23 protein-coding genes are annotated in these 22,695 nt (G+C 71.8%); 11 read left to right on the plus strand and 12 right to left on the minus strand.

The genetic code is table 11. From position 1 onward, the window contains the following. Positions 1–163: 163 nt before the first annotated feature. From ACWFRJ_RS31295 to ACWFRJ_RS31305, 3 genes are read left to right on the plus strand one after another with little or no spacing between them, the layout of a single operon-like run. Positions 164–1,417 (plus strand): SLC13 family permease, encoded by a 1,254-nt coding sequence (locus ACWFRJ_RS31295; protein ID WP_453538324.1) that lies wholly within the window; start codon positions 164–166, stop codon positions 1,415–1,417. 56 nt (positions 1,418–1,473) lie between these two features. Next, positions 1,474–2,925, plus strand: coding sequence for an acyl-CoA synthetase (locus ACWFRJ_RS31300; protein WP_453538327.1), 1,452 nt, complete (start codon positions 1,474–1,476; stop codon positions 2,923–2,925). Next, positions 2,918–4,312 carry a carboxyl transferase domain-containing protein gene (locus ACWFRJ_RS31305; RefSeq protein ID WP_453538330.1) on the plus strand — a complete coding sequence of 465 codons (1,395 nt, stop codon included), beginning with the start codon at positions 2,918–2,920 and terminating at the stop codon, positions 4,310–4,312. Before ACWFRJ_RS31300 ends, ACWFRJ_RS31305 begins: the two co-directional genes overlap by 8 nt. On the opposite strand, the gene ACWFRJ_RS31310 is transcribed toward ACWFRJ_RS31305, so the two are convergent. Then, entirely contained in the window at positions 4,279–4,695 is a 417-nt protein-coding gene (locus ACWFRJ_RS31310; protein WP_453538333.1) for a hypothetical protein, read from the minus strand. The two genes, ACWFRJ_RS31305 and ACWFRJ_RS31310, sit on opposite strands and share 34 nt — an antisense overlap. 27 nt (positions 4,696–4,722) lie before the next feature. Continuing rightward, positions 4,723–5,139, minus strand: coding sequence for an STAS domain-containing protein (locus tag ACWFRJ_RS31315; protein ID WP_453538336.1), 417 nt, complete (start codon positions 5,137–5,139; stop codon positions 4,723–4,725). A 201-nt stretch (positions 5,140–5,340) separates the two neighbouring features. Between ACWFRJ_RS31315 and ACWFRJ_RS31320 the strand changes: the two genes are divergently transcribed. Then, positions 5,341–6,390: an NAD-dependent epimerase/dehydratase family protein gene (locus tag ACWFRJ_RS31320; protein WP_453538339.1), complete on the plus strand. Its 1,050-nt coding sequence runs from the start codon at positions 5,341–5,343 to the stop codon at positions 6,388–6,390. Between the two features lie 30 nt (positions 6,391–6,420). On the opposite strand, the gene ACWFRJ_RS31325 is transcribed toward ACWFRJ_RS31320, so the two are convergent. Together ACWFRJ_RS31325 and ACWFRJ_RS31330 are read right to left on the minus strand one after the other, a co-directional pair. Further along, the gene (locus ACWFRJ_RS31325) at positions 6,421–7,533 is read right to left on the minus strand and encodes a sensor histidine kinase (RefSeq protein WP_453538342.1); all 1,113 of its coding nucleotides are present in this window, start codon (positions 7,531–7,533) and stop codon (positions 6,421–6,423) included. Between the two features lie 5 nt (positions 7,534–7,538). Then, a complete protein-coding gene (locus ACWFRJ_RS31330; RefSeq protein WP_453538345.1) occupies positions 7,539–8,342 on the minus strand; it encodes a response regulator transcription factor in 804 nt (267 codons plus the stop codon). 124 nt (positions 8,343–8,466) lie between these two features. On the opposite strand from ACWFRJ_RS31330, the gene ACWFRJ_RS31335 reads away from it, so the two are divergent. The 3 genes from ACWFRJ_RS31335 to ACWFRJ_RS31345 are packed head-to-tail and all read left to right on the plus strand — an operon-like array spanning position 8,467 to position 10,588. Continuing rightward, positions 8,467–9,237: a glycosyltransferase family 2 protein gene (locus ACWFRJ_RS31335; protein WP_453538348.1), complete on the plus strand. Its 771-nt coding sequence runs from the start codon at positions 8,467–8,469 to the stop codon at positions 9,235–9,237. Further along, on the plus strand, positions 9,234–9,908 hold the full coding sequence (locus ACWFRJ_RS31340) for a TIGR04282 family arsenosugar biosynthesis glycosyltransferase (protein WP_453538351.1): 675 nt from the start codon (positions 9,234–9,236) through the stop codon (positions 9,906–9,908). The genes ACWFRJ_RS31335 and ACWFRJ_RS31340 overlap by 4 nt, the downstream gene beginning before the upstream one ends. Further along, positions 9,905–10,588, plus strand: coding sequence for a class I SAM-dependent methyltransferase (locus tag ACWFRJ_RS31345; protein ID WP_453538354.1), 684 nt, complete (start codon positions 9,905–9,907; stop codon positions 10,586–10,588). Before ACWFRJ_RS31340 ends, ACWFRJ_RS31345 begins: the two co-directional genes overlap by 4 nt. On the opposite strand, the gene ACWFRJ_RS31350 is transcribed toward ACWFRJ_RS31345, so the two are convergent. Together ACWFRJ_RS31350 and ACWFRJ_RS31355 are read right to left on the minus strand one after the other, a co-directional pair. Next, entirely contained in the window at positions 10,540–11,019 is a 480-nt protein-coding gene (locus ACWFRJ_RS31350) for a hypothetical protein (protein ID WP_453538357.1), read from the minus strand. The genes ACWFRJ_RS31345 and ACWFRJ_RS31350 overlap by 49 nt on opposite strands. Next, a complete protein-coding gene (locus ACWFRJ_RS31355; RefSeq protein WP_453538359.1) occupies positions 11,019–12,290 on the minus strand; it encodes a molybdopterin-dependent oxidoreductase in 1,272 nt (423 codons plus the stop codon). Before ACWFRJ_RS31355 ends, ACWFRJ_RS31350 begins: the two co-directional genes overlap by 1 nt. A gap of 113 nt (positions 12,291–12,403) precedes the next feature. On the opposite strand from ACWFRJ_RS31355, the gene ACWFRJ_RS31360 reads away from it, so the two are divergent. Further along, the gene (locus ACWFRJ_RS31360) at positions 12,404–13,789 is read left to right on the plus strand and encodes a hypothetical protein (protein WP_453538362.1); all 1,386 of its coding nucleotides are present in this window, start codon (positions 12,404–12,406) and stop codon (positions 13,787–13,789) included. 65 nt (positions 13,790–13,854) lie between these two features. On the opposite strand, the gene ACWFRJ_RS31365 is transcribed toward ACWFRJ_RS31360, so the two are convergent. Then, entirely contained in the window at positions 13,855–15,108 is a 1,254-nt protein-coding gene (locus ACWFRJ_RS31365) for a glycosyltransferase family 4 protein (RefSeq protein ID WP_453538365.1), read from the minus strand. Between the two features lie 160 nt (positions 15,109–15,268). Here ACWFRJ_RS31365 and ACWFRJ_RS31370 point away from each other — a divergent pair, with 160 nt between their 5' ends. Continuing rightward, positions 15,269–15,964, plus strand: coding sequence for a response regulator transcription factor (locus ACWFRJ_RS31370; protein ID WP_453538368.1), 696 nt, complete (start codon positions 15,269–15,271; stop codon positions 15,962–15,964). A gap of 1 nt (position 15,965) precedes the next feature. After that, positions 15,966–17,372 carry an ATP-binding protein gene (locus tag ACWFRJ_RS31375; RefSeq protein ID WP_453538371.1) on the plus strand — a complete coding sequence of 469 codons (1,407 nt, stop codon included), beginning with the start codon at positions 15,966–15,968 and terminating at the stop codon, positions 17,370–17,372. Here ACWFRJ_RS31375 and ACWFRJ_RS31380 read toward each other — a convergent pair whose 3' ends face one another. Further along, complete coding sequence (locus ACWFRJ_RS31380) at positions 17,373–18,428, minus strand: sodium-dependent transporter (protein ID WP_453538374.1); 1,056 nt, start codon at positions 18,426–18,428, stop codon at positions 17,373–17,375. It abuts the gene before it with no gap. A gap of 92 nt (positions 18,429–18,520) precedes the next feature. Between ACWFRJ_RS31380 and ACWFRJ_RS31385 the strand changes: the two genes are divergently transcribed. Next, on the plus strand, positions 18,521–19,339 hold the full coding sequence (locus ACWFRJ_RS31385) for a COG4705 family protein (protein WP_453538377.1): 819 nt from the start codon (positions 18,521–18,523) through the stop codon (positions 19,337–19,339). On the opposite strand, the gene ACWFRJ_RS31390 is transcribed toward ACWFRJ_RS31385, so the two are convergent. The 4 genes from ACWFRJ_RS31390 to ACWFRJ_RS31405 are packed head-to-tail and all read right to left on the minus strand — an operon-like array spanning position 19,317 to position 22,621. Continuing rightward, complete coding sequence (locus ACWFRJ_RS31390) at positions 19,317–20,675, minus strand: sensor histidine kinase (protein ID WP_453538380.1); 1,359 nt, start codon at positions 20,673–20,675, stop codon at positions 19,317–19,319. The genes ACWFRJ_RS31385 and ACWFRJ_RS31390 overlap by 23 nt on opposite strands. Further along, positions 20,672–21,334 carry a response regulator transcription factor gene (locus ACWFRJ_RS31395; RefSeq protein ID WP_453538383.1) on the minus strand — a complete coding sequence of 221 codons (663 nt, stop codon included), beginning with the start codon at positions 21,332–21,334 and terminating at the stop codon, positions 20,672–20,674. Before ACWFRJ_RS31395 ends, ACWFRJ_RS31390 begins: the two co-directional genes overlap by 4 nt. Then, entirely contained in the window at positions 21,309–22,019 is a 711-nt protein-coding gene (locus ACWFRJ_RS31400) for a phosphatase PAP2 family protein (protein ID WP_453538386.1), read from the minus strand. The genes ACWFRJ_RS31395 and ACWFRJ_RS31400 overlap by 26 nt, the downstream gene beginning before the upstream one ends. Next, positions 22,016–22,621, minus strand: coding sequence for a phosphatase PAP2 family protein (locus ACWFRJ_RS31405; RefSeq protein WP_453538389.1), 606 nt, complete (start codon positions 22,619–22,621; stop codon positions 22,016–22,018). Before ACWFRJ_RS31405 ends, ACWFRJ_RS31400 begins: the two co-directional genes overlap by 4 nt. Positions 22,622–22,695: the final 74 nt, after the last annotated feature.

Raw genomic sequence — 22,695 nt, forward strand, 5'->3', positions numbered from 1 at the left:
CTAACAGCGGCCGACCCAGTGGACGAGTGGCCAATTGGCTGAGCCAATTTGCGTCCGATCTCTTGACGGCCGAAACCGATACCCCGACGCTGAGTTCCGCCAACGGCCGAACTGGCTCAGCCACTTGGCCACTGAGGGACGGCCCCAGGGACGGGAGCCCACGATGTCCGCCGAACTCATCTCCATCCTCGTACTCGTGGTGGTCTTCGTGATCGCCACCACCCGCTCCATCAACATGGGCGCGCTCGCCTTCGCCGCCGCCTTCGCGGTCGGCGAGCTGGCCGCCGATCTCGACGCGGACGGCATCTTCGCCGGATTCCCCGGCGATCTCTTCGTCGTCCTGGTCGGCGTGACCTATCTGTTCGCGATCGCCCGCGCCAACGGCACCACGGACTGGCTTGTGCACGCGTCCATCCGCCTGGTGCGCGGGCGGATAGCGCTGATCCCCTGGGTGATGTTCGTGATCACCGGGGCGCTCACCGCGATCGGCGCCGTCAGTCCGGCCGCCGTGGCGATCGTCGCGCCGATCGCCCTGAGCTTCGCCGCCCAGTACGGCATCAGCCCGCTCCTGATGGGCGCCATGGTGGTGCACGGAGCCCAGGGCGGCGGCTTCTCGCCCATCAGCATCTACGGCTCCATCGTCAACGGCATCGTGGAGCGCGAGAACCTGCCGGGCAACGAGATCGCGCTCTTCCTCGCCTCGCTCGTCGTCAATCTCCTCATCGCCGGGGTCGTCTTCGTCCTCTTCGGCGGGCTGAAACTGGGCGGTCGCGACATGGGCGAGGAGCCCAAGTCGGCCACGCGGGAGGACGGTTCAGGGCTCGATCCGGCCAAGATCGCCACGCTCGCCGCCCTGGTCGCCCTCGTCGTCGCCGTACTCGGCTTCGACCTCGACGCCGGTCTGAGCGCCATCACCCTGGCCGTGATCCTGAGCGCGTTCTGGCCCGAGTCCAGCCGCAAGGCCGTCGGCGAGATCGCCTGGTCGAGCGTGCTCCTCATCTGCGGTGTGCTGACCTACGTCGGCGTACTGGAGGAGATGGGCACCATCGACTGGGCCGGAGAGGGCGTCTCCGACATCGGCGTCCCGCTCCTGGCCGCCCTGCTGCTCTGCTACATCGGCGCGATCGTCTCCGCGTTCGCCTCCTCCGTCGGGATCATGGGCGCGCTGATCCCGCTCGCCGTGCCGTTCCTGGCCCAGGGCGAGATCGGCGCGGTCGGCATGATCGCGGCGCTCGCCGTCTCCGCCACCGTCGTGGACGTCAGCCCCTTCTCGACCAATGGCGCGCTGGTGCTCGCCGCCGCCCCGGACGTCGACCGGGAACGCTTCTTCCGGCAGCTGATGGTCTACGGGGGGATCGTGGTGGCCGTCGTACCCGCCGCGGTGTGGCTCGCCCTCGTGGTGCCAGGATTCGGGTAGGACGAACCTCCATGGCCCTCGAAGGACCATCGACGACAACCAAGGAGACACGCAGCGTGAGTTCTGCCCATCCGCCCCTCTTTCCGACCCTCGTCGCGGGCCCCGACCTGCCCGCCCTGCGCTTCGGCGAGCGTTCACTGACGTACGCCGAACTCGCCGCGACGGCCGGTTCGCTCGCCGCCTCGATCGGCTCGGCGCGCCGGGTCGCGCTGTGGGCGACGCCGACTCTCGAAACGGCCGTCGGTGTGGTGGCCGCGCTGCTCGCCGGTGTGCCCGTGGTGCCGCTGAACCCGAAGGTCGGCGAGCGCGAGCTGGGGCACATCGTGGCGGACAGCGCCCCGACGGTGGTACTCGCGGCGCCGGGCGACGAACTCCCCCTACCACTGCGGGCGTTGGAGCGTACGGACATCACGCTCACCCACACCCCTACGGCGTCGGAGCTGCCCGCCGAACCCGGCCCCGAATCCCCCGCCCTGGTCGTCTACACCTCGGGCACCACAGGCCCGCCCAAGGGCGCGGTACTGCCCCGCCGGGCCCTCACCGCCACCCTGGACGCGCTTGAGGACGCCTGGCAGTGGACGTCCGACGACGTGCTGGTGCATGGACTTCCGCTGTTCCACGTGCACGGTCTCATCCTCGGCATCCTCGGTCCGCTGCGCCGGGGCGGTTCTGTACGGCACCTGGGCCGGTTCTCCATCGAGGGGGTCCGGCGCGAACTGGCCGACGGGGCAACGATGCTGTTCGGCGTGCCCACCATGTATCACCGCATCGCGGAGGCGCTGCCCGCCGATCCGGGGCTGGCCAAGGCCCTGTCCGGCGCACGGCTCCTGGTCTCCGGCTCCGCCGCGCTGCCCGTGCACGACCACGAGCGGATCGCGGCGGCGACAGGGCGCCGGGTGGTCGAGCGGTACGGCATGACGGAGACCCTGATGAACACGAGCGTGCGGGCCGACGGCGAACCGCGCGCCGGAACGGTCGGGGTGCCGTTGGGCGGTGTGGAGTTGCGGCTCGTGGACGAGTCGGGCGCCGAGACCTCGGACCCGCTGGAGGTCGGCGAGATCGAGGTGCGCGGACCGAACCTGTTCACCGAGTATCTGAACCGGCCCGACGCCACCGCCGCGGCCTTCACCGCCGACGGCTGGTTCCGCACAGGTGACATGGCGCTGCGCGACGACGACGGCTACGTGCGCATCGTCGGTCGCAAGGCCACCGACCTCATCAAGAGCGGCGGTTACAAGATCGGCGCGGGCGAGATCGAGAACGCCCTGCTGGAGTACCCGGGCGTACGCGAGGCCGCCGTGACCGGCGAACCGGACGACGACCTCGGCGAGCGCATCGTCGCCTGGATCGTGCCGACCGACCCGGAGCAGCCGCCTGCGGAGAAGGACTTGGCGGACCATGTGGCCGCCCAGCTCGCCCCGCACAAGCGCCCTCGGATCGTGCGTTACCTGCCCGAGCTCCCCCGCAACGACATGGGGAAGATCATGAAGCGGTCCCTCCATGGCTGAGTCCACGCCCGGCGGCCAGGCGGCCGTTCGCCTGACCGCCCGTGCGGCGATCGCCGCCGTGGCCGATCAGGACAGTTTCCGTGAACTACCCCTACCTGCACATGAGTTCACCGACACCGCGAGCCGGGACGGCCCGATCGCCTGGGAGGGGTACGCCGATTCCCGCGCCCGCGCAGAGGAACGCACCGGCGAACGCGAGTCGGTGGTCTGCGGCGCCGCCGCCGTGGGCGGCACCCAGGCGGTGATCATCTCCTTCGAGTTCGGCTTTCTCGGCGGCTCCCTCGGCGAGCGCACGGGCGACCGCCTCGAGGCCGCACACCGTCACGCCCGTGCCCACCGGCTGCCCGTCGTCTCGCTGATCGCGACGGGAGGCAGCCGTATGCAGGAGGGCATGCGCGCGCTTGTCCAACTGCAGCGCGTGGCACGGCAGTCCGCGCTCACCGGCGCGGCGGGCCTCCCCCGGATCGCGGTCCTGCGCGACCCGGTCACGGGCGGCGGATGGGCCACCCTGGGTGCGGGCGCCGACCTGATCCTGGCCCTGCCCGGCAGTCAGGTCGGCTTCGCCGGGTCGCGGGTGCGCCCGGCGGACGCGGATCCGACGGCGTACACCGCCGAGGCCCAGCTGGCGGCCGGCGCGATCGACGAGGTCGTACGCCCCGAAGAATTGCGCGAAGCGCTGTCCTTGCGCCTCAGGCTGCTGTCCTCTCCTACGCCGGATGCGGCCGAACCCCCCGACGCACTCGGCCGCACCGACCTGCCCGCCACCGGCTGGGAGGCCGTGAGCCGCGCCCGCTCCCCCGAACGACCGCGCGCCGACGCCTACTTGAATGCCTACTTCACCGACCGCGCACCCCTGCGGGGCGACCGGTGCGGGGACACGGACCCGGGCATGCTCTGCGGCTTCGGGTCCCACGAGGGGCGGACGGTCGCCTACGCGGCACAGTGCGGGACGGCGACGGCACCCGCCGGTTACCGCACCGCCGCCCGGCTCGTCCGGCTCGCGGGGCGGCTCGGCATTCCTGTGCTCACGCTCATCGACACCCCGGGGGCCGCGAACGGGGCGGAGGCCGAACGGGCGGGCGCGGGCGCGGCGATCGCCGATCTGTTCGCCGCCGTCGCCACCGCGTCGGTACCGGTCACCTCACTGGTCATCGGCGAGGGCGGCTCCGGCGGCGCGCTCGCCCTCGCGGCACCGGACAACCTCTGGGCGACGCCGGACAGTTACTTCTCGGTGATCGCCCCGGAGCTTGCCGCCGCGATCCTCAAACGGGGGGACGAGGAGATCCGGTCGACGGCGGAGCAACTGCGCCTTCGCCCACAGGACCTGGTCGAACTCGGCCTGGCAAGAGGCGTTCAAGGCCCGGCGTCCTTCTCCTCGACGACCTGAGCGGCCATGCGCAGACAGATCTCGGGGAGTTCGGGGGCGCTTCGGATCCAGTCCTCGGTGTCGACACCGGCGACGACGCCCGCCGTCCACAGCGTGGCGAGGAGACGGGTCGCCAGGTCACGCTCCGCACCCCTGGCCTCGGGAGCCGCACGGCGGACGGCGACGATCGCCCGCTCGATCAGGGACGGCTCCAGCAGCCAACGTATCCCCGCCCCCGCCTCCACGAGGAAGCCGGAATAGATCGCCATGAAGATGTGCGCGGTGTCGGTCTCCTGCTCGAGGCCGACCCGTGCCTGCTCGGTGAACTGGGATATCAGCCCCAGGTGGTCGCCCAGATGACTCGACGGGGTCCCTCGGCTGCGCCGTCGTTCGCCATTGGTCATGTCCGCACCGCCCGTCCGCCCCCGGCGTCAGGAAGTCCTGCCTATCTCCGGCCGGCCCCGGCCTTCGTCTTCGCCATCGCCGGAGGTCCTGCCACCGGCCAGCGCCTGCTCCACGGTGTCGTGAATCGGCAGCACGTCGTTCAGACCCACGATGCGCAGCACCGCGCGCACCACTCTGCGCGAGGCCACCAAGCACAGCGGAACCCCGTGCGCGTCCACCCGCTGCCGGAAGTCATTGAGGACGGCCACCCCGGCCATGCTCAGAAACGGGGCCGCCGCCCAGTCCACGACCACCGCCGACACTGCGTCCCGCGCGGCGCGGTCCAGCCGGGTCCGGCACATCTCACGCAGCTCCCAGCGGAGCGGTTCGGCGTTGCCTATGTCCACTTCAGGGGGCATCCGCACGATCAGACAGCCCTGCCTGACGGATGTGTGAAGTGCCATCCGGACCACCCCCATACGGCGTCTCGACTTCAGAAGGGGTTATTGCGAGGCACAGCAGCAGTATGCCGATCCGGGCCTCGGAGTTCAGCCGTCCCGGCCCAACGCTGCACGATGCATCCACCGCCGCGCGGTTCTTACGGACCCGTGACGGAGCCCCGTCGGTGATCGTCGTGCCGGCTCCGCACGCCTAGCGTGGGCGGCATGCGCGTACTTGTCACCGGCGGCGCCGGGTTCATCGGATCGCACGTGATCGAAGCCCTCTCGGAGCGCGGACACGAGGTGGCGGTGTTCGACGCCCTGCTGCCCTCCGCCCATCGCGAACCCCCTCGACCGCACGAAGGGCAGCGGTGGACCGTCGCCGATGTCCGGGACCGGGACGCGGTGCGGGACGCGCTGCGCGGGGTCGACGCGGTCTGTCATCAGGCGGCGATGGTGGGGCTCGGCAAGGATTTCGCGGACGCCCCGGAGTACGTCGGCTGCAACGACCTGGGTACCGCGGTCCTGCTCGCCGAGATGGCCGCGGGCGGGGTGCGGAATCTGGTGCTCGCCGGGTCGATGGTGGTCTACGGGGAGGGGCGGTACGAGTGCGCCCGGCACGGCGTCGTCCGGCCGGGTCCGCGCGCGGCGGACGATCTGGACGCGGGGCGCTTCGAGCCGCTCTGCCCGGACTGCGGGGCCGAGCTGTCCCCTGGCCTGGTGGGCGAGGACGCGCCCGCCGATCCGCGCAATGTGTACGCGTCGACCAAGCTGGCGCAGGAGCATCTGGCCGCCGCGTGGGCGCGGGCGAGCGGTGGCCGTGCGGTGTCGTTGCGCTACCACAACGTGTACGGCCCCGGCATGCCCCGCGACACCCCGTACGCCGGTGTGGCCTCGTTCTTCCGTTCCTCGCTCGAGCGGGGCGAGGCACCGCAGGTCTTCGAGGACGGCCGCCAGCGGCGGGACTTCGTGCATGTACGCGACGTGGCGGCGGCCAATGCGATGGCGCTCGATGCGGTGCGCGAGCGGGCGGCGGGGGCGTTCACGGCGTACAACACCGGCAGCGGCGAGCCGCGCACCATCGGGGAGATGGCCGGTGAGCTCGCGCGGGCGTTCGGCGGCCCGGCCCCGGCGGTGACGGGCGAGTACCGGCTCGGGGACGTACGGCACGTCACGGCGGACTCGGGGCGGCTGCGGGCGGAGCTCGGGTGGCGGGCCGATGTGGGCTTCGCCGAGGGGATGGCTTCCTTCGCGAAGGCTCCGCTGCGAGGGTAGCCGCCGCCCGTTTCCCAAGGGATGACGGGGCTATCCCCGTGCCGTCGGCAGCGTGACCTCGAAACAGCAGCCGCCCGCCACATTGCGTACGGCCGCCCGGCCTTGGTGGGCCTCGACGATTCCGCGCACGATCGCGAGGCCGAGTCCCGCGCCCGCCGGGGGTGTGCGGGACTGGCTGCCGCGCCAGCCGGTGTCGAAGACGCGGGACAGATCCTCCTCGGGGATGCCGCCGCAGCCGTCGGTCACGGACAGGACCACGCCGTCCGGGGAGCGCGACGCCGCCACCGCGACGGTTCCGTCGGCCGGTGTACGGCGGATCGCGTTGATCAGGAGGTTGCCGAGGACGCGGCTCATCTCCTTGCTGTCGACCTCCACAGGGACGGCCTCGACGCTGTCGCCGACGAGACGCACCCGGTGCTCGCGGGCGAGGGGATCGACGCCCGCGAGCGCGTCGCCCACCAGGTCGTAGACGGAGATGCGTGACGTCGAAAGAGCCAGCGCGCCTGCGTGAATGCGGGAGAGTTCGAAGAGGTCTCCCACCATGGAGTTGAGGCGTTCGACCTCGGTGCGGATCTGGCGCAGATAGCGGTCGGGGTCTGCCGCCACGCCGTCCTCAAGGGCCTCGGACATGGCCCGCAGCCCGGCGAGCGGGGTACGCAGGTCGTGCGAGATCCAGGCGACAAGTTCGCGCCGTGAGCGCTCAAGAGCCCGCTCGCGCTCACGTGACTCGGCGAGCTTGGCACTGGTCGACTGCAACTCTCTTGTCAGTGCGGCGAGTTCGGCGCTCACGGGTTCGGGCGGCGCGGCGAAGCTGCCGCCGTCACCGAAGGAACGGGCCGCCAGGGTCAGGGCGTTGCTGCGGGCGACCACCCAGCGGCCGAGCAGCAGCGCGGTGGCGAGCGAGACCACGGCGGCCATCGCCACGACGATGGTGACCACGGTCAGGTCGTGCGGTGACAGGAACATCTCCCAGGCCACCGCGAGCGTCCCCGCCAGCATCGCGAGCACCGCGACGGCCGCCACGACGGTCATCGACACCACGAGGGAGCGGTGCCTGAGCAGGCGCAGCGTCAGGGCGCCGAGGAGTCCGGCGCTCGCGGCACCCAGGAAGGCGAAGAGGGCGATGAGCAGGATGTCCCGCATGGAGGTCAGCCTTCCGCTCGGGGTGGTACGTCGGCGGGTGGTACGTCGAGGGGTGCTACGTCGAGCCGGTAGCCCAGACCCCACACCGTCTGGATCAGCCGCGGCCTCGCCGGGTCGTCCTCGACCTTGCCGCGGAGCCTGCGGATGTGGACGGTGACCGTGGACAGGTCGCCGAACTCCCAGCCCCACACTTCCCGCATCAGCTCCTCACGGCCGAATGCCTGTCCCGGGTGGCGAAGGAGGAAGGCGAGGAGGTCGAACTCGCGCAGAGTGAGGGCGAGTTCGGCTCCTCCCTTCGTCGCGCGGCGCGCCGCCGGGTCCACCCACAGGCCCGCGGCCCGCAGCGTGGCGACGGGCTCGGGAGCGCGGGCGGCACGGCTGCGGCGCAGCACCGATTCCACCCGCAGGACCAGTTCGCGCGGGCTGAACGGCTTGGTGACGTAGTCGTCGGCCCCTATCTCCAGGCCCAGGATCCGGTCGTCCTCGTCGCCACGGGCGGTGAGCATGATGACGGGCACCGGGCCCGTGACACGCAGACGGCGGCACACCTCGAGACCGTCCATGCCGGGCAGCATCAGATCGAGGACGACCAGATCGGGCCGGAACGCTCCGGCGCGCTCCAGGGCCCCTGGGCCGTCCCCGGCGCGGTCGACCGTGTAGCCGCCGCGCTCCAGGTAGCCCGCCACGACCTCGGCAACGGTCGGATCGTCGTCGACGACGAGCACCCGGGGTGTGGGTGTGCCGGGCGCGGTGGACCCGGCGGGAGCGGTGGCCCCGATAGGAGCGCGGTCCTGCGGTGGTGGCTGCATACCGCCAGCGTCGCACCTGCCGTGCGGAGACCGGCCGGTCAGACGGGCTCCCGGTTGCCGACGTCCCTGTTTCGTAAGAACCTCAAGTCCAATATGTCCGGTTCGAATTCATAGGGTGAGTCACATGACCCCCTCCCCCTCCGTAGAACCCGGGGCGCACGACGTGCCCGGCGCGCATGACCCGCGCGCCGTTCGGGTCGATGTCGTCCTGCCCTGTCTCGACGAGGCCGCCGCACTGCCCTGGGTCCTGGAACGCGTCCCCGCTGAGTGGCGGGCCGTCGTCGTCGACAACGGCTCCACCGATGGTTCGCCGGACATCGCCCGCGCTCTGGGCGCCACCGTCGTGCACGAGCGGCGGCGCGGGTTCGGGGCCGCCTGCCACGCGGGCCTCACCGCGTCCGACGCGGACATCGTGTGCTTCTGCGACTGCGACGCCTCCCTCGATCCTGGGCTGCTGCGGACATTCGTACGCAGGGTGACGGACGGCGAGGCCGATCTGGTCGTCGGACGGCGCCGCCCCCAGGGACGCGGCGCATGGCCGCCGCACGCCCGCGCGGGCAACCTGGCGCTCACCCGGATGCTGCGGCGGCGTACCGGCGTGCGCCTGCACGATCTGGGCCCGATGCGGGCGGCGCGGCGCGAGGCGCTGCTCGGGCTCGACCTGAGCGACCGGCGCAGCGGATACCCGCTGCAGATGGTCGTGCGGGCGGCCGACGCCGGCTGGCGGATCGAGGAGCGGGACGTGCCGTATCTGCCGCGCGCCGGGAAGTCGAAGGTCACGGGGACGTGGCTCGGGACGTGGCACGCGGTGCGCGACATGCGGGCCGTACTGGCGGAACCAGCGCGGGCAGTTCCTGTCGGGCATGCGGAGCGCGCGTCAGGCGGTGCCTCGTGACCGCGTACGGGACGACGACCTTGCTCGTCATCGCCAAGGAGCCGCTGCCGGGACGGGTGAAGACCCGCCTCACCCCGCCCTACTCCCCCGAGGAGGCCGCCGGTCTTGCCGCGGCCTCGCTCGCCGACACACTCGACGCCGTCCTCGCGGCGCCCGCCCACCGGCGCGTCCTGGTGCTCGACGGGCAGCCGGGCCCCTGGCTGCCTTCCGGCATCGAGGTGGTGCCCCAGTGCGCGGGCGGCCTGGACGAGCGGCTCGCCGCGGCGTTCGCGGGCTGCTCGGGGCCGGCCCTCCTGGTCGGCATGGACACCCCCCAGATCACCCCCGGCCTGCTCGCCCCCGCGCTCGGCCCCGACGCCTGGCGGGACTGCGACGCCTGGTTCGGCCCCGCCGTCGACGGCGGCTTCTGGGCACTGGGCCTCGCCGAGCCCGATCCGGAGCTGCTGCGCGGCGTCCCCATGTCGAGGCCCGACACCGGCGCCCTGCAACGGGCCCGGCTCACCGGCGCCGGGCTGAGGGTGCGCGAGCTGCCCCGGCTGCGTGACGTCGACACGGCCGACGACGCGGGGAAGGTCGCCGTCGCCGCGCCGGACAGCCGGTTCGCCGCCGCGCTCGCCCGCCTCGCGACGCCTGCCGGGCGGACGGGCCGTAACGGCGGGAGCGGCCGATGAGCACCGCACTGCCGGACACGGCCCTGCGCAGGACCGGCCGAGCGGCCACCCCTTGGCGTGCGGATCCGTACACCAACGCCCTGCGCAACGGCCACGGCCCGCTGTTCCTGCGCCGCAGCGACGGCTGGCTGCTGCCCCTGGACGTCGAACGCTGGTGTGCGAGTGCCGACGCGGCGGACCTCTCCGCGTTGCGTCGCTGCGAGGGCAGTGTCCTCGACATCGGCTGCGGGCCCGGCCGCCTGGTGGCGGGCGCCGCGGAGCGCGGCCACCGCGTCCTGGGGGTCGACGTCAGCCAGGCGGCCGTCGACCACACGCTCCGGCTCGGCGGCACCGCGCTGCTCCGCTCCGTCTTCGACGCACTGCCGGGCGAGGGCCGCTGGGGGACCGCGCTGCTCATCGACGGCAATGTGGGGATCGGCGGCGATCCGGCCGCGCTGCTCGCGCGCGTCGCTCAACTCCTCACCTCTGACGGCCTGTTGATTGCCGAGACCGCACCGATGGACGTCGACGAACGGGTGGAGGTGCACGTGGACGACGGGCACGGCGCCCTGGGCGAGCTGTTCCCCTGGGCCCGTCTGGGCACCCCCGCCCTGCTGCGTCACGCCCGTCCACTCGGCTGGCGCCCGGCCGATCAGTGGACCACCGGCGACCGCTCCTTCCTCGCCCTGCGCCGCGTCTGAAGGACCCGGCACAGCGCGGATCCCGCGAACAGCAGGCCCGTGACGGTCAGCCAGCGGACGAGGAAGGCACCGGCCGGGAGCCCGGTGGCGGACTCATAGCGCTCCACCTGTCCGGTGATGAGCGGGAACCACACAAGGAGCAACAGCCCGGACAGGAAAGCCGGGACGCGCACGAAGTTGGTCCACTCCCCGCGGTTCCGCCGCCCTCGGGCGGCGGCCCGCAGCGCCCGGTCCGCGAGTGCGTACGCGGGCACGAACAGCAGATCGTGCACCAGCGCGGCACCGGCGAACCAGACGGCGATCATCAGCCAATCACCGTCCAGGAGGCGCACCCCCGCATACCCGGCGAGCGCGAACGAGGCGAGCAGCACGAGGAGTTGGAGCGGCCCCTCGCCGTACCACCGGTGCAATCGGTGTGTAAGTCGGCTCATCACAGCTCCCCGAAGGTCAGACGGGACACCCACTTGGTGTTGAGCACGCCGGGCGCGGCAGGAACGATGATCCGGGCCGGGTAGCCGTGGTCCGGCGACAGGTCCTGCCCGTTCACGTGCAGCGCGAGGAGGGAGCGCGGGTCGCGGACCTGGTTGTCGCGCAACGCGGCCTTGCGGAAGGCCCCGTGCCGCTGCAAGGACTCCACGAGCACGCCGGGCGGGTCCTCCTCGAACCCGGCAAGGGCGGCGAGGTCCCGCAGCCGTACCCCGCGCCACCGCTGGTCCGACGTCGACCAGCCCTCGACGCAGGCGATGGGCAACGCGGCGCTGTGCAGCGGCAGTTGGAGCAGCTCGCTCCGGGACAGACTGACATCGTGCCGCGGTCCGCTGACGACCAGCCTCCACAGCTCACCCGTGTCCCGCGGCTCGACGCCCACCTTCGCGGCCGTCTTGTTGATCTGAAAGCCGTTCGGACCGCTCCCCGGATCACCGCCGCCGTGCGGCGCGAACAGCGCGGTACGGCGCAGGGGCCCGTCCACCGTCTGCCCCGCCGTCGTCACGAACAGCAGAGCGGAGCCCGCACCGACCATGCCGAGCGCTCCCCGCCGCGACAGGGTCGGCTCGGCGGCACGGGGCGCCACGAGACCCCCTTCGTCGATCGGCTCGGGCCGCGGATCACGCAGCCGTGCGCGCCACCCCGGCTCCCGCAGAACGCGTACGGCCTGGGGCAGGCGCAGCGCGACATGGGCCGCGAACGCGGCGAAGAACACCCAGGCGCCGTAGAAGTGCAGCGGGTAGAACGAGCCGGGGAAGAGGTACTCCAGCTGGACGTTGAGGACGCCGGTGACGAACTCGAAGAGGGCGCCGCCGACGAGGAGGAGCAGCGACACCCGCTCCAGGGCGTGCCCAACCGACCGCGCGGGAGGCAGCGTGAAGAGCTTCGGGAGCACCGACCACAGCTTCGCGAGGAGCACCGGGATCAGCGTGACGCCGACCGTGACGTGCAGGCCCTGGTTGAGGCGGTAGAGCCAGTGCGGGTCGGTCGGCCAGGCGAAGAGGTAGAAGCCGAGGAGTCCCTTGTCGGGTGTCTTGTCGTTGACGGGTGACAGGTTCGGGTTGTACGCGGCGTACGAAAGGAGGCCGGTCACGAACAGCACAGTGATACCGACCAGCAGTACGACGCCGAGCACCGAGGTGAGCCAGGGCCCGCGCAGCGGACTGCGCCAGAAACCGGGGTCGGCAGGAGAGGTCACACGTGGTGCGGGGGGCATGGATCGACCGTATGCCGGACCCTGTCCCCCAGCGGGCTCACGACTCATGACGAAATGCTGACGTCGCGCCCAGGAGGCCCGGCAACCGCTCCACCTGCGCCTACCGTGCAGACGTGAGCACCACAGAGCGCGCAGAGCGCACCGACCGCATCGAGCGCACCGGCCGCCGCCGCGACCTGGCCGCGGCAGGGATCGCGGCGCTGCTCGTCGCCGCTGCCGTCGTCATCGGCACCTCGATCGAGCACGCGGACGGCACCCTGCACCTCAACTGGCCACCCTTGTACGCCCGATGGGACCCGCACGTCGGTCCCGGCACACCCGCCGCGCTCGCGGTCGCCGTCGCGGTGATCGCGTACGCCCCCGCGCTCGCCGCCCGGCTCTCCTGGCGGTCCCTCCTCCTCACCGCCTGGGCCGCGTCCATGGCCTGGATCTGGTCGCTCGCGCTGATCGACGGCTTCCACCGGGGCGTGGCCGAGCGGCTCACCACCAAGTACGAATACCTCCAGGTCATCGACCGCTTCGAGGACATCCCGGCAGCCTTGCGGGACTTCACCCGGCACATCCTGATCGACTCCCCCGACCACTGGCCCGCCCATACGGCGGGCCATCCGCCGGGCGCCACTCTCACGTTCGTCCTCCTCGACCGCGTCGGCCTGGGCGGCGGCGCCTGGGCCGGGGCCTTCTGCATCACCGTGGGCAGCACCGCCGTGGCGGCCGTCCTGATCACCGTGCGCACACTGGCCGACGAGGCGACCGCTCGCCGGGCGGCGCCCTTCCTCGTCCTGGCACCGGCCGCCATCTGGGTCGGCGTCTCCGCGGACGGCTACTTCGCCGCCGTCACGGCCTGGACGATCGCCCTGCTCGCCCTCGCGGCGACGCGCGCGGTCCGCTCCCCCGCCGCCGCCGCGCTCGGCTCGGGCCTGCTGTTCGGCCTCGTCTGCTACCTCTCGTACGGCCTGGTCCTGTTCGCCCTCGTCGCCGCCGCCGTCCTGCTGATCACGCGCACCCTGCGCCCGCTCCCGCTCCTGCTCGCCGGAGCAGCCGTCGTCCCGCTCGCCTTCACTCTCGCGGGCTTCAGCTGGTGGGAGGCGTACCACCTGCTCGTCGAGCGCTACTACCAGGGGGCGGGCGGCATCAGACCGTTCGGCTACTTCGTCTGGGCCAACCTCGCCTGCACGGTGCTGGTGGTCGGCCTCGCGACGGTGGCGGCCCTGCGCAGGACGGCGGCCACCGCCCCCGGCACGATCAGCCGTCTGCGCACCGGCCGGACCACACCCACCGACCGCCTGGCCGCGCTCGTCCTGACCGCCCTCATCGCCCTCCTCGCCGCCGACCTCTCCGGAATGAGCAAGGCGGAGACGGAACGCATCTGGCTGCCGTTCGCCACGTTCCTGCTCGCGGCGACGGCACTCCTGCCGACGGCGGGCCGGCGCTACTGGCTCACCGCGCAGGCCGTACTCGCCCTCGCGATCAATCACTTGCTGTTCACGGGGTGGTGAGCCCTGCAGGGCGAGGACCGAGCCGGTGGCAGCAACGACCGGGGCGGCCAGGGCCGGGTGGCGGCTCAGTCGATGGCCGGGACACGGACGGGACGGGGACGGCTCTTCTTGAGGCGGCGCACAAGTCCCCGGGCGCGGGCGGCCAGCTGTGCCCGGGTGCGCTGCCAGGCGCGTCGGTGGCGGGTCGCCGCCAGTTCGCTGAGCAGGAGTTCGTAGCGGCGCACGATGCGTTCGGCGTCGAAGCGGTGGGCGCTCTCCACGGCCGCCGCACCCAGGGCACGGCGGCGGGGCCCGTCGTCGATCAGTTCCAGGAGGGTGTCGGCCAGGGCCTTGGCGTCACCGGTGGGTACGAGGCGGCCGTCGACGCCGTCCCGGATGATCTCGGCGGGGCCCAGGGGGCAGTCGGTGCTGACCACCGCCACGCCGCAGCGCATCGCTTCGACCAGGGTCATGCCGAAGGATTCGGCGTCGGAGGCCGATGCGACGATCGACGCCCGGGCGAACTCCGCCTCGATCGGGGCCATCGGCCCCATCAGCGCCACGTGCTCGCCCAGAGCGTGGCTGTGGATGAGCTGCTGCAGCGGTTCCTTCTCCGTGCCACCGCCGTAGATGCGCAGGCGCCAGTCGGGGTGTTTGGGGGCGACGTCGGCGAATGCCTCGATGAGCAGGTCGAACCGTTTGCCGCGAACCAGGCGACCGGCCGCGGCCACGACGTTCGCCGTGTGGTCGGCGGCGGCGGTGGCCTGGTCGGGAACGATGTTGGGGATGGACAGGACGCGTACGCCCGGCAGCACCATACGGGCGCGGTAGGTCGCGGCATCGGCCTCGGTGGTGGTGACCACCGCGTCGAGTGTGCGGTAGTGCCGGGCGAGTACCCGGCGCAGCTTCTTGCTGTGCGCGTCGTGCCGCAGATGCTCCTGGGCGATGCGCAGGGCGCGGTGCGGTGCGAAGAGAGCCAGATAGACGTTGAGTCCGGGCCGCGTACCGATGATCACATCGGCGTCGCTGGCCGTCAGGTAGTCGCGCGCCCGCAGGTCGTGCAGCCGGGTGTACTGGTGGTGACGCCGGTCGGCCAGGGGGAAGTCGCAGGCCGGTTCGGCGAATGCCGGGAGCCCGCCGTCGGCTGTGCCGATCCGGGTGTCGACCAGCGGCACGAGCCTCACCCGCGGGTCCAAGGTGAAGCGCGGCGTCTCCCGGTGGCGCATCAGCGAGGCGATCTCGACGTCGTGGACGTCCGCGAGCGCCGACGCGAGGTTGAGCGTGGTGCGGATGGTGCCGCCGATGGCATAGGCGTTGTGCAGCAGGAACGCGATCTTCATGCGGGAACCTTCCCCCTTCAGCGGCGTCCGGCGGGCCACTGGCGATGGCGACACGCTGGCGGAAAGGGGTAAGGGCGTTTCCTCGCCCAGGTGAGAGGGAGGTAAGAATCCCCTGCGGTGTCGGCCGCGTTCACTCCCAGGTGTTGGCACACTCCTTGATGTGGCCCACACCCTGCTGCTCGCCGAGGACGACCGAGCCATCCGCCAGGCCCTCAAGCGCGCACTGACCCTTGAGGGCTACGACGTGACGGCCGTTGACGACGGCGTCCAGGCGCTGGCCCAGGGGCATCTGCGGCGCCCCGACGTGCTGGTCCTCGACGTGATGATGCCGGGCATCGACGGCCTTCAGGTGTGCCGGGTGCTGCGCGCGGAGGGCGACCGTACGCCGATCCTGATGCTCACCGCCCGGGTGGAGACCCAGGACCGCATCGCGGGCCTGGACGCGGGCGCCGACGACTATGTGGCCAAGCCCTTCGACGTCGAGGAGGTCTTCGCCCGGCTGCGGGCCCTGTTGCGCCGGGCGGGCCCTCGGCCGGAGGACGAGACGCCGTCCGGGGACATTCTCGAAGTGGCGGATCTGCGGATCGACGGGCAGGCGCGGCGGGCCTGGCGGGGCGCTCGCGAACTGGAACTGACCCGCACCGAGTTCGACCTCCTGGAACTCCTCGCCCGCAACAACGGCATCGTCCTCGACCACCCGACCATCTACGACCGGATCTGGGGTTACGACTTCGGCCCCGGATCCAAGAACCTCGCCGTGTACGTCGGCTATCTGCGCCGCAAGATCGACACCGCGGACGTGCCCGCCCTGATCCATACGGTGCGGGGCGTCGGTTACGTCCTGAGAGAGGCGTGAGGTGCGCGTCATCCCCACCAGTCTGCGCACCACGTTCGCCGTACTGTTCGCCGCCGTGGCCGTGGCCGTGACGCTGACGGTGGGCTTCCTCAGCTATGACGCGGCGGCCCATCTGGTGCGGGTGGAGGAGCAGGAGGTGTTCGACGAGGTCGTCCATGATCTACGGGGCCAGGTCCACCAGCGGCAACTGACCGTGTTCGACTACGCATCGGTGGACCCGGACCACGACGGCCTGCGCGACGACCTGACCCGCAGCACCCGCACCGACGTACAGGTCCTCGGCCCCACGGGCGAGATCACCGACCGCGGCAGCCCGCCTCTGCCGGTGCGGGGCGCCGACCGGCGGATCGCTTCCTCACATACGGCGGGGGCCGTGACCCGAAGGACCGTCGGCCTCGGGGACAGTCAGTACCGCCTCGCCACCGTCTCGCTCGGCGGTGGACGCGGCGCCGTGCAGGTCGCGCAGGAGTTCAGCGACACCGAAGACCTCTTGGAGGAGTTGCAGCGGCGCACCGCGCTCCTCGCCGCGGCGGTGATCGGGGCGTCGGCGCTCGCCGGCTGGTGGCTGGCCCGGCGGATCACCGGGCGCCTCGTGCGGTTGACCGCCGCCGCGCAGAGCGTGGCGGAGACCGGCAACCTCCAGGCCGGGGTGCCCGTAGCGGGGCGGGACGAGGTGGCCCGTCTCGGCCACTCCTTCGACCGCATGCTCGACCGTCTCGCGCAGTCGGTCGAGGACCAGCGCCGCCTGGTCCAGGACGCCGGGCACGAGCTGCGGACCCCGCTGACGTCGCTGCGCACGAACATCGCGCTCCTCACCCGTATCGATGAACTGCCCGCCGCCGCACGCCAGGAGCTGATCGCGGACTTGTCCGGGGAGGCGCGCGAGCTCACCGAACTCGTCAACGAACTGGTGGACCTCGCGGCGGGCGCGCACGACGACGAGCCGTTGCGGGAGGTCGGCCTCGCCGAGATCGCCGAGGACGTCGCCGTGATCGCCCGGCGGCGTACCGCGCGCACCATCACCGTCGACGCGGACGACACGCTCGTCGTGGGGCGCCCGGGCGCGCTGCAACGGGCGGTGTCCAATCTGGTCGACAACGCCGCCAAGTTCGACCCCGGTGGCACAGGACCCATCGAGATCACCGTCGCAGACGGCCGTATCACGGTCCTCGACCGGGGCCTCGGCCTCACCGCTCAGGACCGGAGCCGCGTCTTCGACCGCTTCTACCGGGCCCCGGCCGCACGCGGTCTGCCGGGATCGGGACTTGGCCTGTCCATCGTGCGCAAGGTGGCCGACGCGCACGGCGGTACGGTCTTCGCCGAGGAGCGCCCGGGGGGCGGCGCGGCCATCGGATTCACCGTTGGCGCCATCCGTGGTCAGGGCCGGGCACGGGAAGGGGCGGAGTGATCACGACGCGGCCGCACAGGGTTCACGCTGGACGCGCACGCGAATGACCCGGTTCGCTGCCGTCTTCTGCAACAGCCCGTACGCCAGGACCGGCAGGAGCAGATGCGGCTTGTCGGGCAGCGCGGTGGTCAGCAGGACGGCGCTCGCGCTGCTGTTGTTCATTCCGCAGGCGAGGGTGAGCGAGGAGGCCACCGGAGCGTCCAGGCGCAGAACACGGGCCGTGAGACGGCCGAGGGCGAAGGAGAACGCGCACACCAGCGCGGCCACCGAGACGGCCGCCACGAAGAGCAGCGGGCGCGGCCGGGCCAGGAACGAGCCCAGGGCGCCACTGGCATTGACGTAGGTCAGAAGGAGCGAACCCACGAGCGCCACGGGCACGACGGCGGCCGAGAGCCGCTCGGCCCACCGCTCCGGCAAAGAGCAGCGGCACAGCACGCCCGCCACGCACGGCAGTACCACCGCGGTGAGGGTGAATCCGCTGTCCAGGCTCCGTCCGGCCTGCGCCAGTGTGCTCTCGTAGCCGCCCTTGAGCAGCGGAGCAAGGGCCCTGACGACCAGCGGGATGGTGAGCGGGCTGACCAGGGTGGAGAGCAGGACAAGGCCCACCATGACCGGTTGATCGCCCTGTCCCTTGCCTGCCCAGACCGTGGCGCCCGCGGCGACCGGCATCGCCACGACGAGAATCATCGCGGTGACCAGACCACTGCCTCCGTCGGTGTCCGGGGAGCCGCGCAGCAGGAACACGAGCGGCGGGATGATCAGCAGCGGGGCCACGACGTGCAGGGTGATCCCGGCCAGCAGGATGCTCGGCCAGCGCAGCAGGCGCCCCAGCGACCGGACCGGTACTTGGATCCCCGCCGAGAACAGCACCAACGCCAGCAGGGAAGCGGTGGTGTGCAGATGCGGCCGAAGTCCGTGGCCGAGCGGCAGGGCGTGCGGGTGGCGCAGCCATTCGCCCGGGCCCGGCAGAAGCAAGGCGGCGAGATAGGCGAGGCACACGGCCATGCCGAGGCGTCGGCGCAGCACGCCGGTGACCCGGTCGCATCGGGAGTCCATGCCCCTCATGTTCCGCACTCCGGTCACGGTGCGCGGCTTGTGCCACACGGCAGTCAGGAACCGTTCAGGATCCCGGTGGCAGCGTCGGCCGCATGACATCCGAAAGCACCCAGGAACAGTTCCCTGTCGATGCGACGGCGACGTCCTTCGGCCGCCGCCCGCGCTGGAACAAGGTTCCCGAAGTCACCGTCTACTTCTGGATCATCAAGGTCCTGTGCACCACCGTCGGCGAGACCGCCGCCGATCTCCTCAACGAGAAGCTGGGACTCGGCCTGACCGGCGTCTCCCTCCTGATGAGCGCCCTGCTCGCGGTCGTACTCATCGCCCAGTTCCGTACGAGCGCCTACAGCGCGGGCGTCTACTGGGCGGCGGTCGCCCTGATCAGCATCGTCGGCACGCTGATCAGCGACAACCTCACCGACAACATGGGCGTGCCCCTGGAGACGAGCACGGCGGTGTTCGCTCTCGGTCTCGCCGTCGTCTTCGCGCTCTGGTACCGCAGCGAGCGCAGCCTGTCCATCCGCAGCGTCGACACCGTGCGCCGTGAGTCCTTCTACTGGCTCGCGGTCCTGTTCACCTTCGCGCTCGGCACCGCCGCCGGAGATCTGGTCGCCGAGCGGATGGCCCTCGGCTACTGGCTGTCCGCGGTGCTGTTCGCCCTGGCCATCGCCGCCGTCGCCGTGGCCCACGGCGCGCTCGGCCTGAACGCCGTGTGGAGCTTCTGGATCGCCTACATCCTGACCCGCCCGCTCGGCGCCTCCGCCGGGGACTATCTCTCGCAGCCCACGGGGGACGGCGGGCTCGGCCTCGGCACGGTGGTGACGAGCGTGCTGTTCCTCGCGGTGATCCTCGCCCTGGTCGTCTTTCTGGCGACGACACGCAAGGACGTCACCGAGGCAGCCCGAGGATGAACCGGGCCCCGGGAGTGTGCCCCGCGTCGTAGTGCACCTCCCCACCCGCGGAGCGGGCCAGGCGCCGTGCGAGCGGCAGGCCGAGGCCCGCTCCGCCGTGTCCGTCACCGGGTTCGGCGCGACGGCCGGGCACGAAGAGTTCTTCTGCGAAGGACGGCGGCACACCGGGGCCGTCGTCGGTGACGGCGACGCGTACGCCGTCGGGTTCGTGGCCGACCTGCACCGTCACGTGCGTACGGGCGTACCGCACTGCGTTGGCGAGCAGCGGGCTGACGGCACGTTCGAGCAGGGCCGTGGTGACCCCCGCTTCCACGAGCGGGGGCTCCTCGGTGACGGTGAGCGTCAAGTGGCCCGTGTCGCCGAGCTGTTCGGTCAGGCGGCGCAGGGCGGGCAGCACGCGTACCGTGCCGGGTGTGGCGGGTGTGCCCTCCCGGGCGTCGCGCAGGAGGGTGTCGCAGATGGTGTCCATGGATGCGGCGGACCGGGCGATGACGTCATGGACGGCCAGGGTGTCGGCGGCGGTGCGGGGGCGGGAGCGCCACCAGTCGAGTTCGGCGATGATGCGGCTGAGCGGGGTACGCAGCTCGTGCGAGAGTTCCGCGGTGAGTTGCTGCTCATGGCGGAGCAAGGTCCGGATGCGGTCCAGGAGGGCGTCCAACGACGCGCCGAGCAGGGTGAGTTCGTCCGGGCGGTCCGGTGAGCCGAAGCGTTCCCCGGAGGTGACGGCGCTCCACTGGGTGGCCTGTTCGGTCATGGTGCCCACGGGGCGAAGGGCGCGGCCCACGGCAAGGCGGGTCAGTGTGTAGGTGCAGGCGAGCATCACGGCGTCCAGGACGAGTGATCCACGCAGCAGGGTGTCCGCCGAGTTTTGGTAGGGAGCCAGGTCCAGGGCCGTGACGACGGTGGCGTCGACGGCGGGGCCCGGCAGGCGCTGGGAGCAGAGGCGGATGGAACCGTCGTCTCCCGTGGTGGCGCAGCTCCGTCCGCCGCCGGTGGTGAGTTCGCGGGCGGCACGCGTCGTAGGACTCGCCGCGGTGGCGTTGGGGGGCTGTTCGACCAGGCGTGCGCCGTCGTAGATCCATACGTTGCTGTCGAGGAGTTCGTCGTGGGTGCCTTCGTGGACTCTCACGCGCGGGCCGCCGGTGTCGACGGTGGTGGCGACGGCCGCGGCCCGCGTGCGCAGTTCGTCGTCCGCCTGGCGCATCAGGTGCCTGCGGACGACCGTGTTGAAAGCGACCGTGAGGATCACGATCAGGAGCATGGCCGCGGTGAGGGCCACCAGGGACAGGCGTCCGCGCAAGGTGCGGGGCACGAGGCGGGACGGGAGAGCGGTCATGACAGGCGGTGGCCGACGCCGCGGGCCGTGCCGATGGCCAGTGTGCTGCCCGCGCCCCGCAGTTTGCGGCGCAGGCGGGTCAGGTACTGGTCGAGGGTGTTGTCGTTGACCCGGGCGCCGTCCGGCCAGCCCGCCCTGATCAGTTCACGGCGGGTCACGACGGCTCCGGACGCGGCCATCAGGGCGGCGAGGAGACGGAACTCCGTTGGCGTCAGGGCGATTTCGACCGTTCCCAGGGTGCATCGATGGCGGACGGCGTCCAGACTCAGGTCGCCGGTGGTCATGGGGTGTACGGGTGCCGCGCGCTTGAGGGCCGCACGGAGCCTTGCCATCAGTTCCGCGAGGTGGAACGGCTTGGGCAGATAGTCGTCACCGCCCGCAGAGAACCCGGAAAGACGGTCCGTCAGCCGGTGGCGGGCCGTGAGGAAGATGATGGGGAAGGCAAGCCCGTTCGCGCGCATCGCCTGGCACACGTCACGGCCGTCCGCGTCGGGCAGGCCGACATCGAGCAGGGCGGCGGCGATGTCCCCGGTGGCGAGTCGCAGCGCGGTGGCGCCGTCCGGGGCGGGCAGCGGATCGAAGTCCTCGTCGCGCAGGCCGCGAAGGAGCACGTCCCGCAGCGCGTGATCGTCCTCAGCTACCAGGATCTTGCGCTTCATGGCCCTCCATCGGGTGCGGTGCCGCCTGCGTCGCATGGGGAATGAGCCGCTCGGGCAGCCACCAGGACGCGGCGCACAGGCACAGCCCCAGCCAGCCGACGGCGAACAGCCAGCCGCCGACCACATCGGTGAACCAGTGCACCGCGAGGTCGGCGCGGGTCAGCCCGACGAGGAGCCCCCAGCATGCGATCACGACCGTCAGGAGTGTCCTGCCGCGCGGCGCGCGCAGCTGTACGGCAATGATCACGAGACCTGCGGTGAGGGCGGCCGTCGTCGTGTGGCCGGAGGGGAACGCCCAGCCCGAGGCGTGCGTCGCCCAGTCCGCGTACGGCGGGCGTGGACGCTCGACGAGGCTCATCACGCCGAAGCGCAGCGCCTGTCCCGTCACGAGACAGACCAGACCGAGCACGGCGCCCCACACTCTTCGGCGCGCAGTGCGCCCCACCGACAGCCCCACGAGAACGACGAGGACGTACGGGACGACTCCTGTACCGGTGTTGGTCACCCCCCGGGCGAGGGCGACCACCGCGTCCGGCCGGTGGCCGACGGACCACGCGAGCACGGCGTCGTCAAGCGCGAACGGATCGCCGTCACGGCCGATCACGACCATGGCCAGGACGCCGAAGACCACCCATGCGCCCAGGCCGACGATGCCGGCCAGCTCCCCGGCGTCCCTGCGCTTCATGACGCGATCAGCAGCGGGCGCAGTGGGGACGCGGTCAGGCGCCGGGCGAGGGACGGCGGGCTTCGGCGCAGCAGGAGCATGCAGGTGATGGCGACCAAGGCACCGACGAGGGCCCCGGCCAGGACATCGTGCGGGTAATGCACTCCCACCCACACCCGCGACACCGCCATGGCGCAGGCGGCGACGGCCGCGATGGCGCCGATCCGGCGCGAGACGAACCACAGCGCGACCGCGGCCGCGACCGCGAGCGTCGCGTGATTGCTCGGGAAGGACCAGTCCCCCCGTGCCGGGCACGTCTCGATGATGGCCAGGTGCAGACTCGTGCAGGGACGGTCCTCGCGGGCCGCCGACTTCACGACGGTGGAGACGCCGAAGGCCAGGACGACCACGATCGGAATGGCGAGCGCCGTCATCGCGGCCTCCGCGCTCACGCGGCGCGCCCGCCACCAGCACAGGGCCATGAAGAAAGCGAAGAGGAGGAGCCCGTACGACGACCAGAGCGACACGGCCGTGTCGAGCCAGCCGGGCGCGCGAGCCGCCAGGTGCACCACATCCGTGTACGCGGGTCCGTCGATCGATGCCCCGTCGAAGCCTGTCGTCATCCCTGGCCTCTTTCGTCCGCGCCGCGACTGTTGCGATCGACTACAATTCTGTAGACGGTCTACTCGACTGTAGA

The sequence above is a fragment of the Streptomyces sp. NPDC055239 genome (assembly GCF_053606205.1).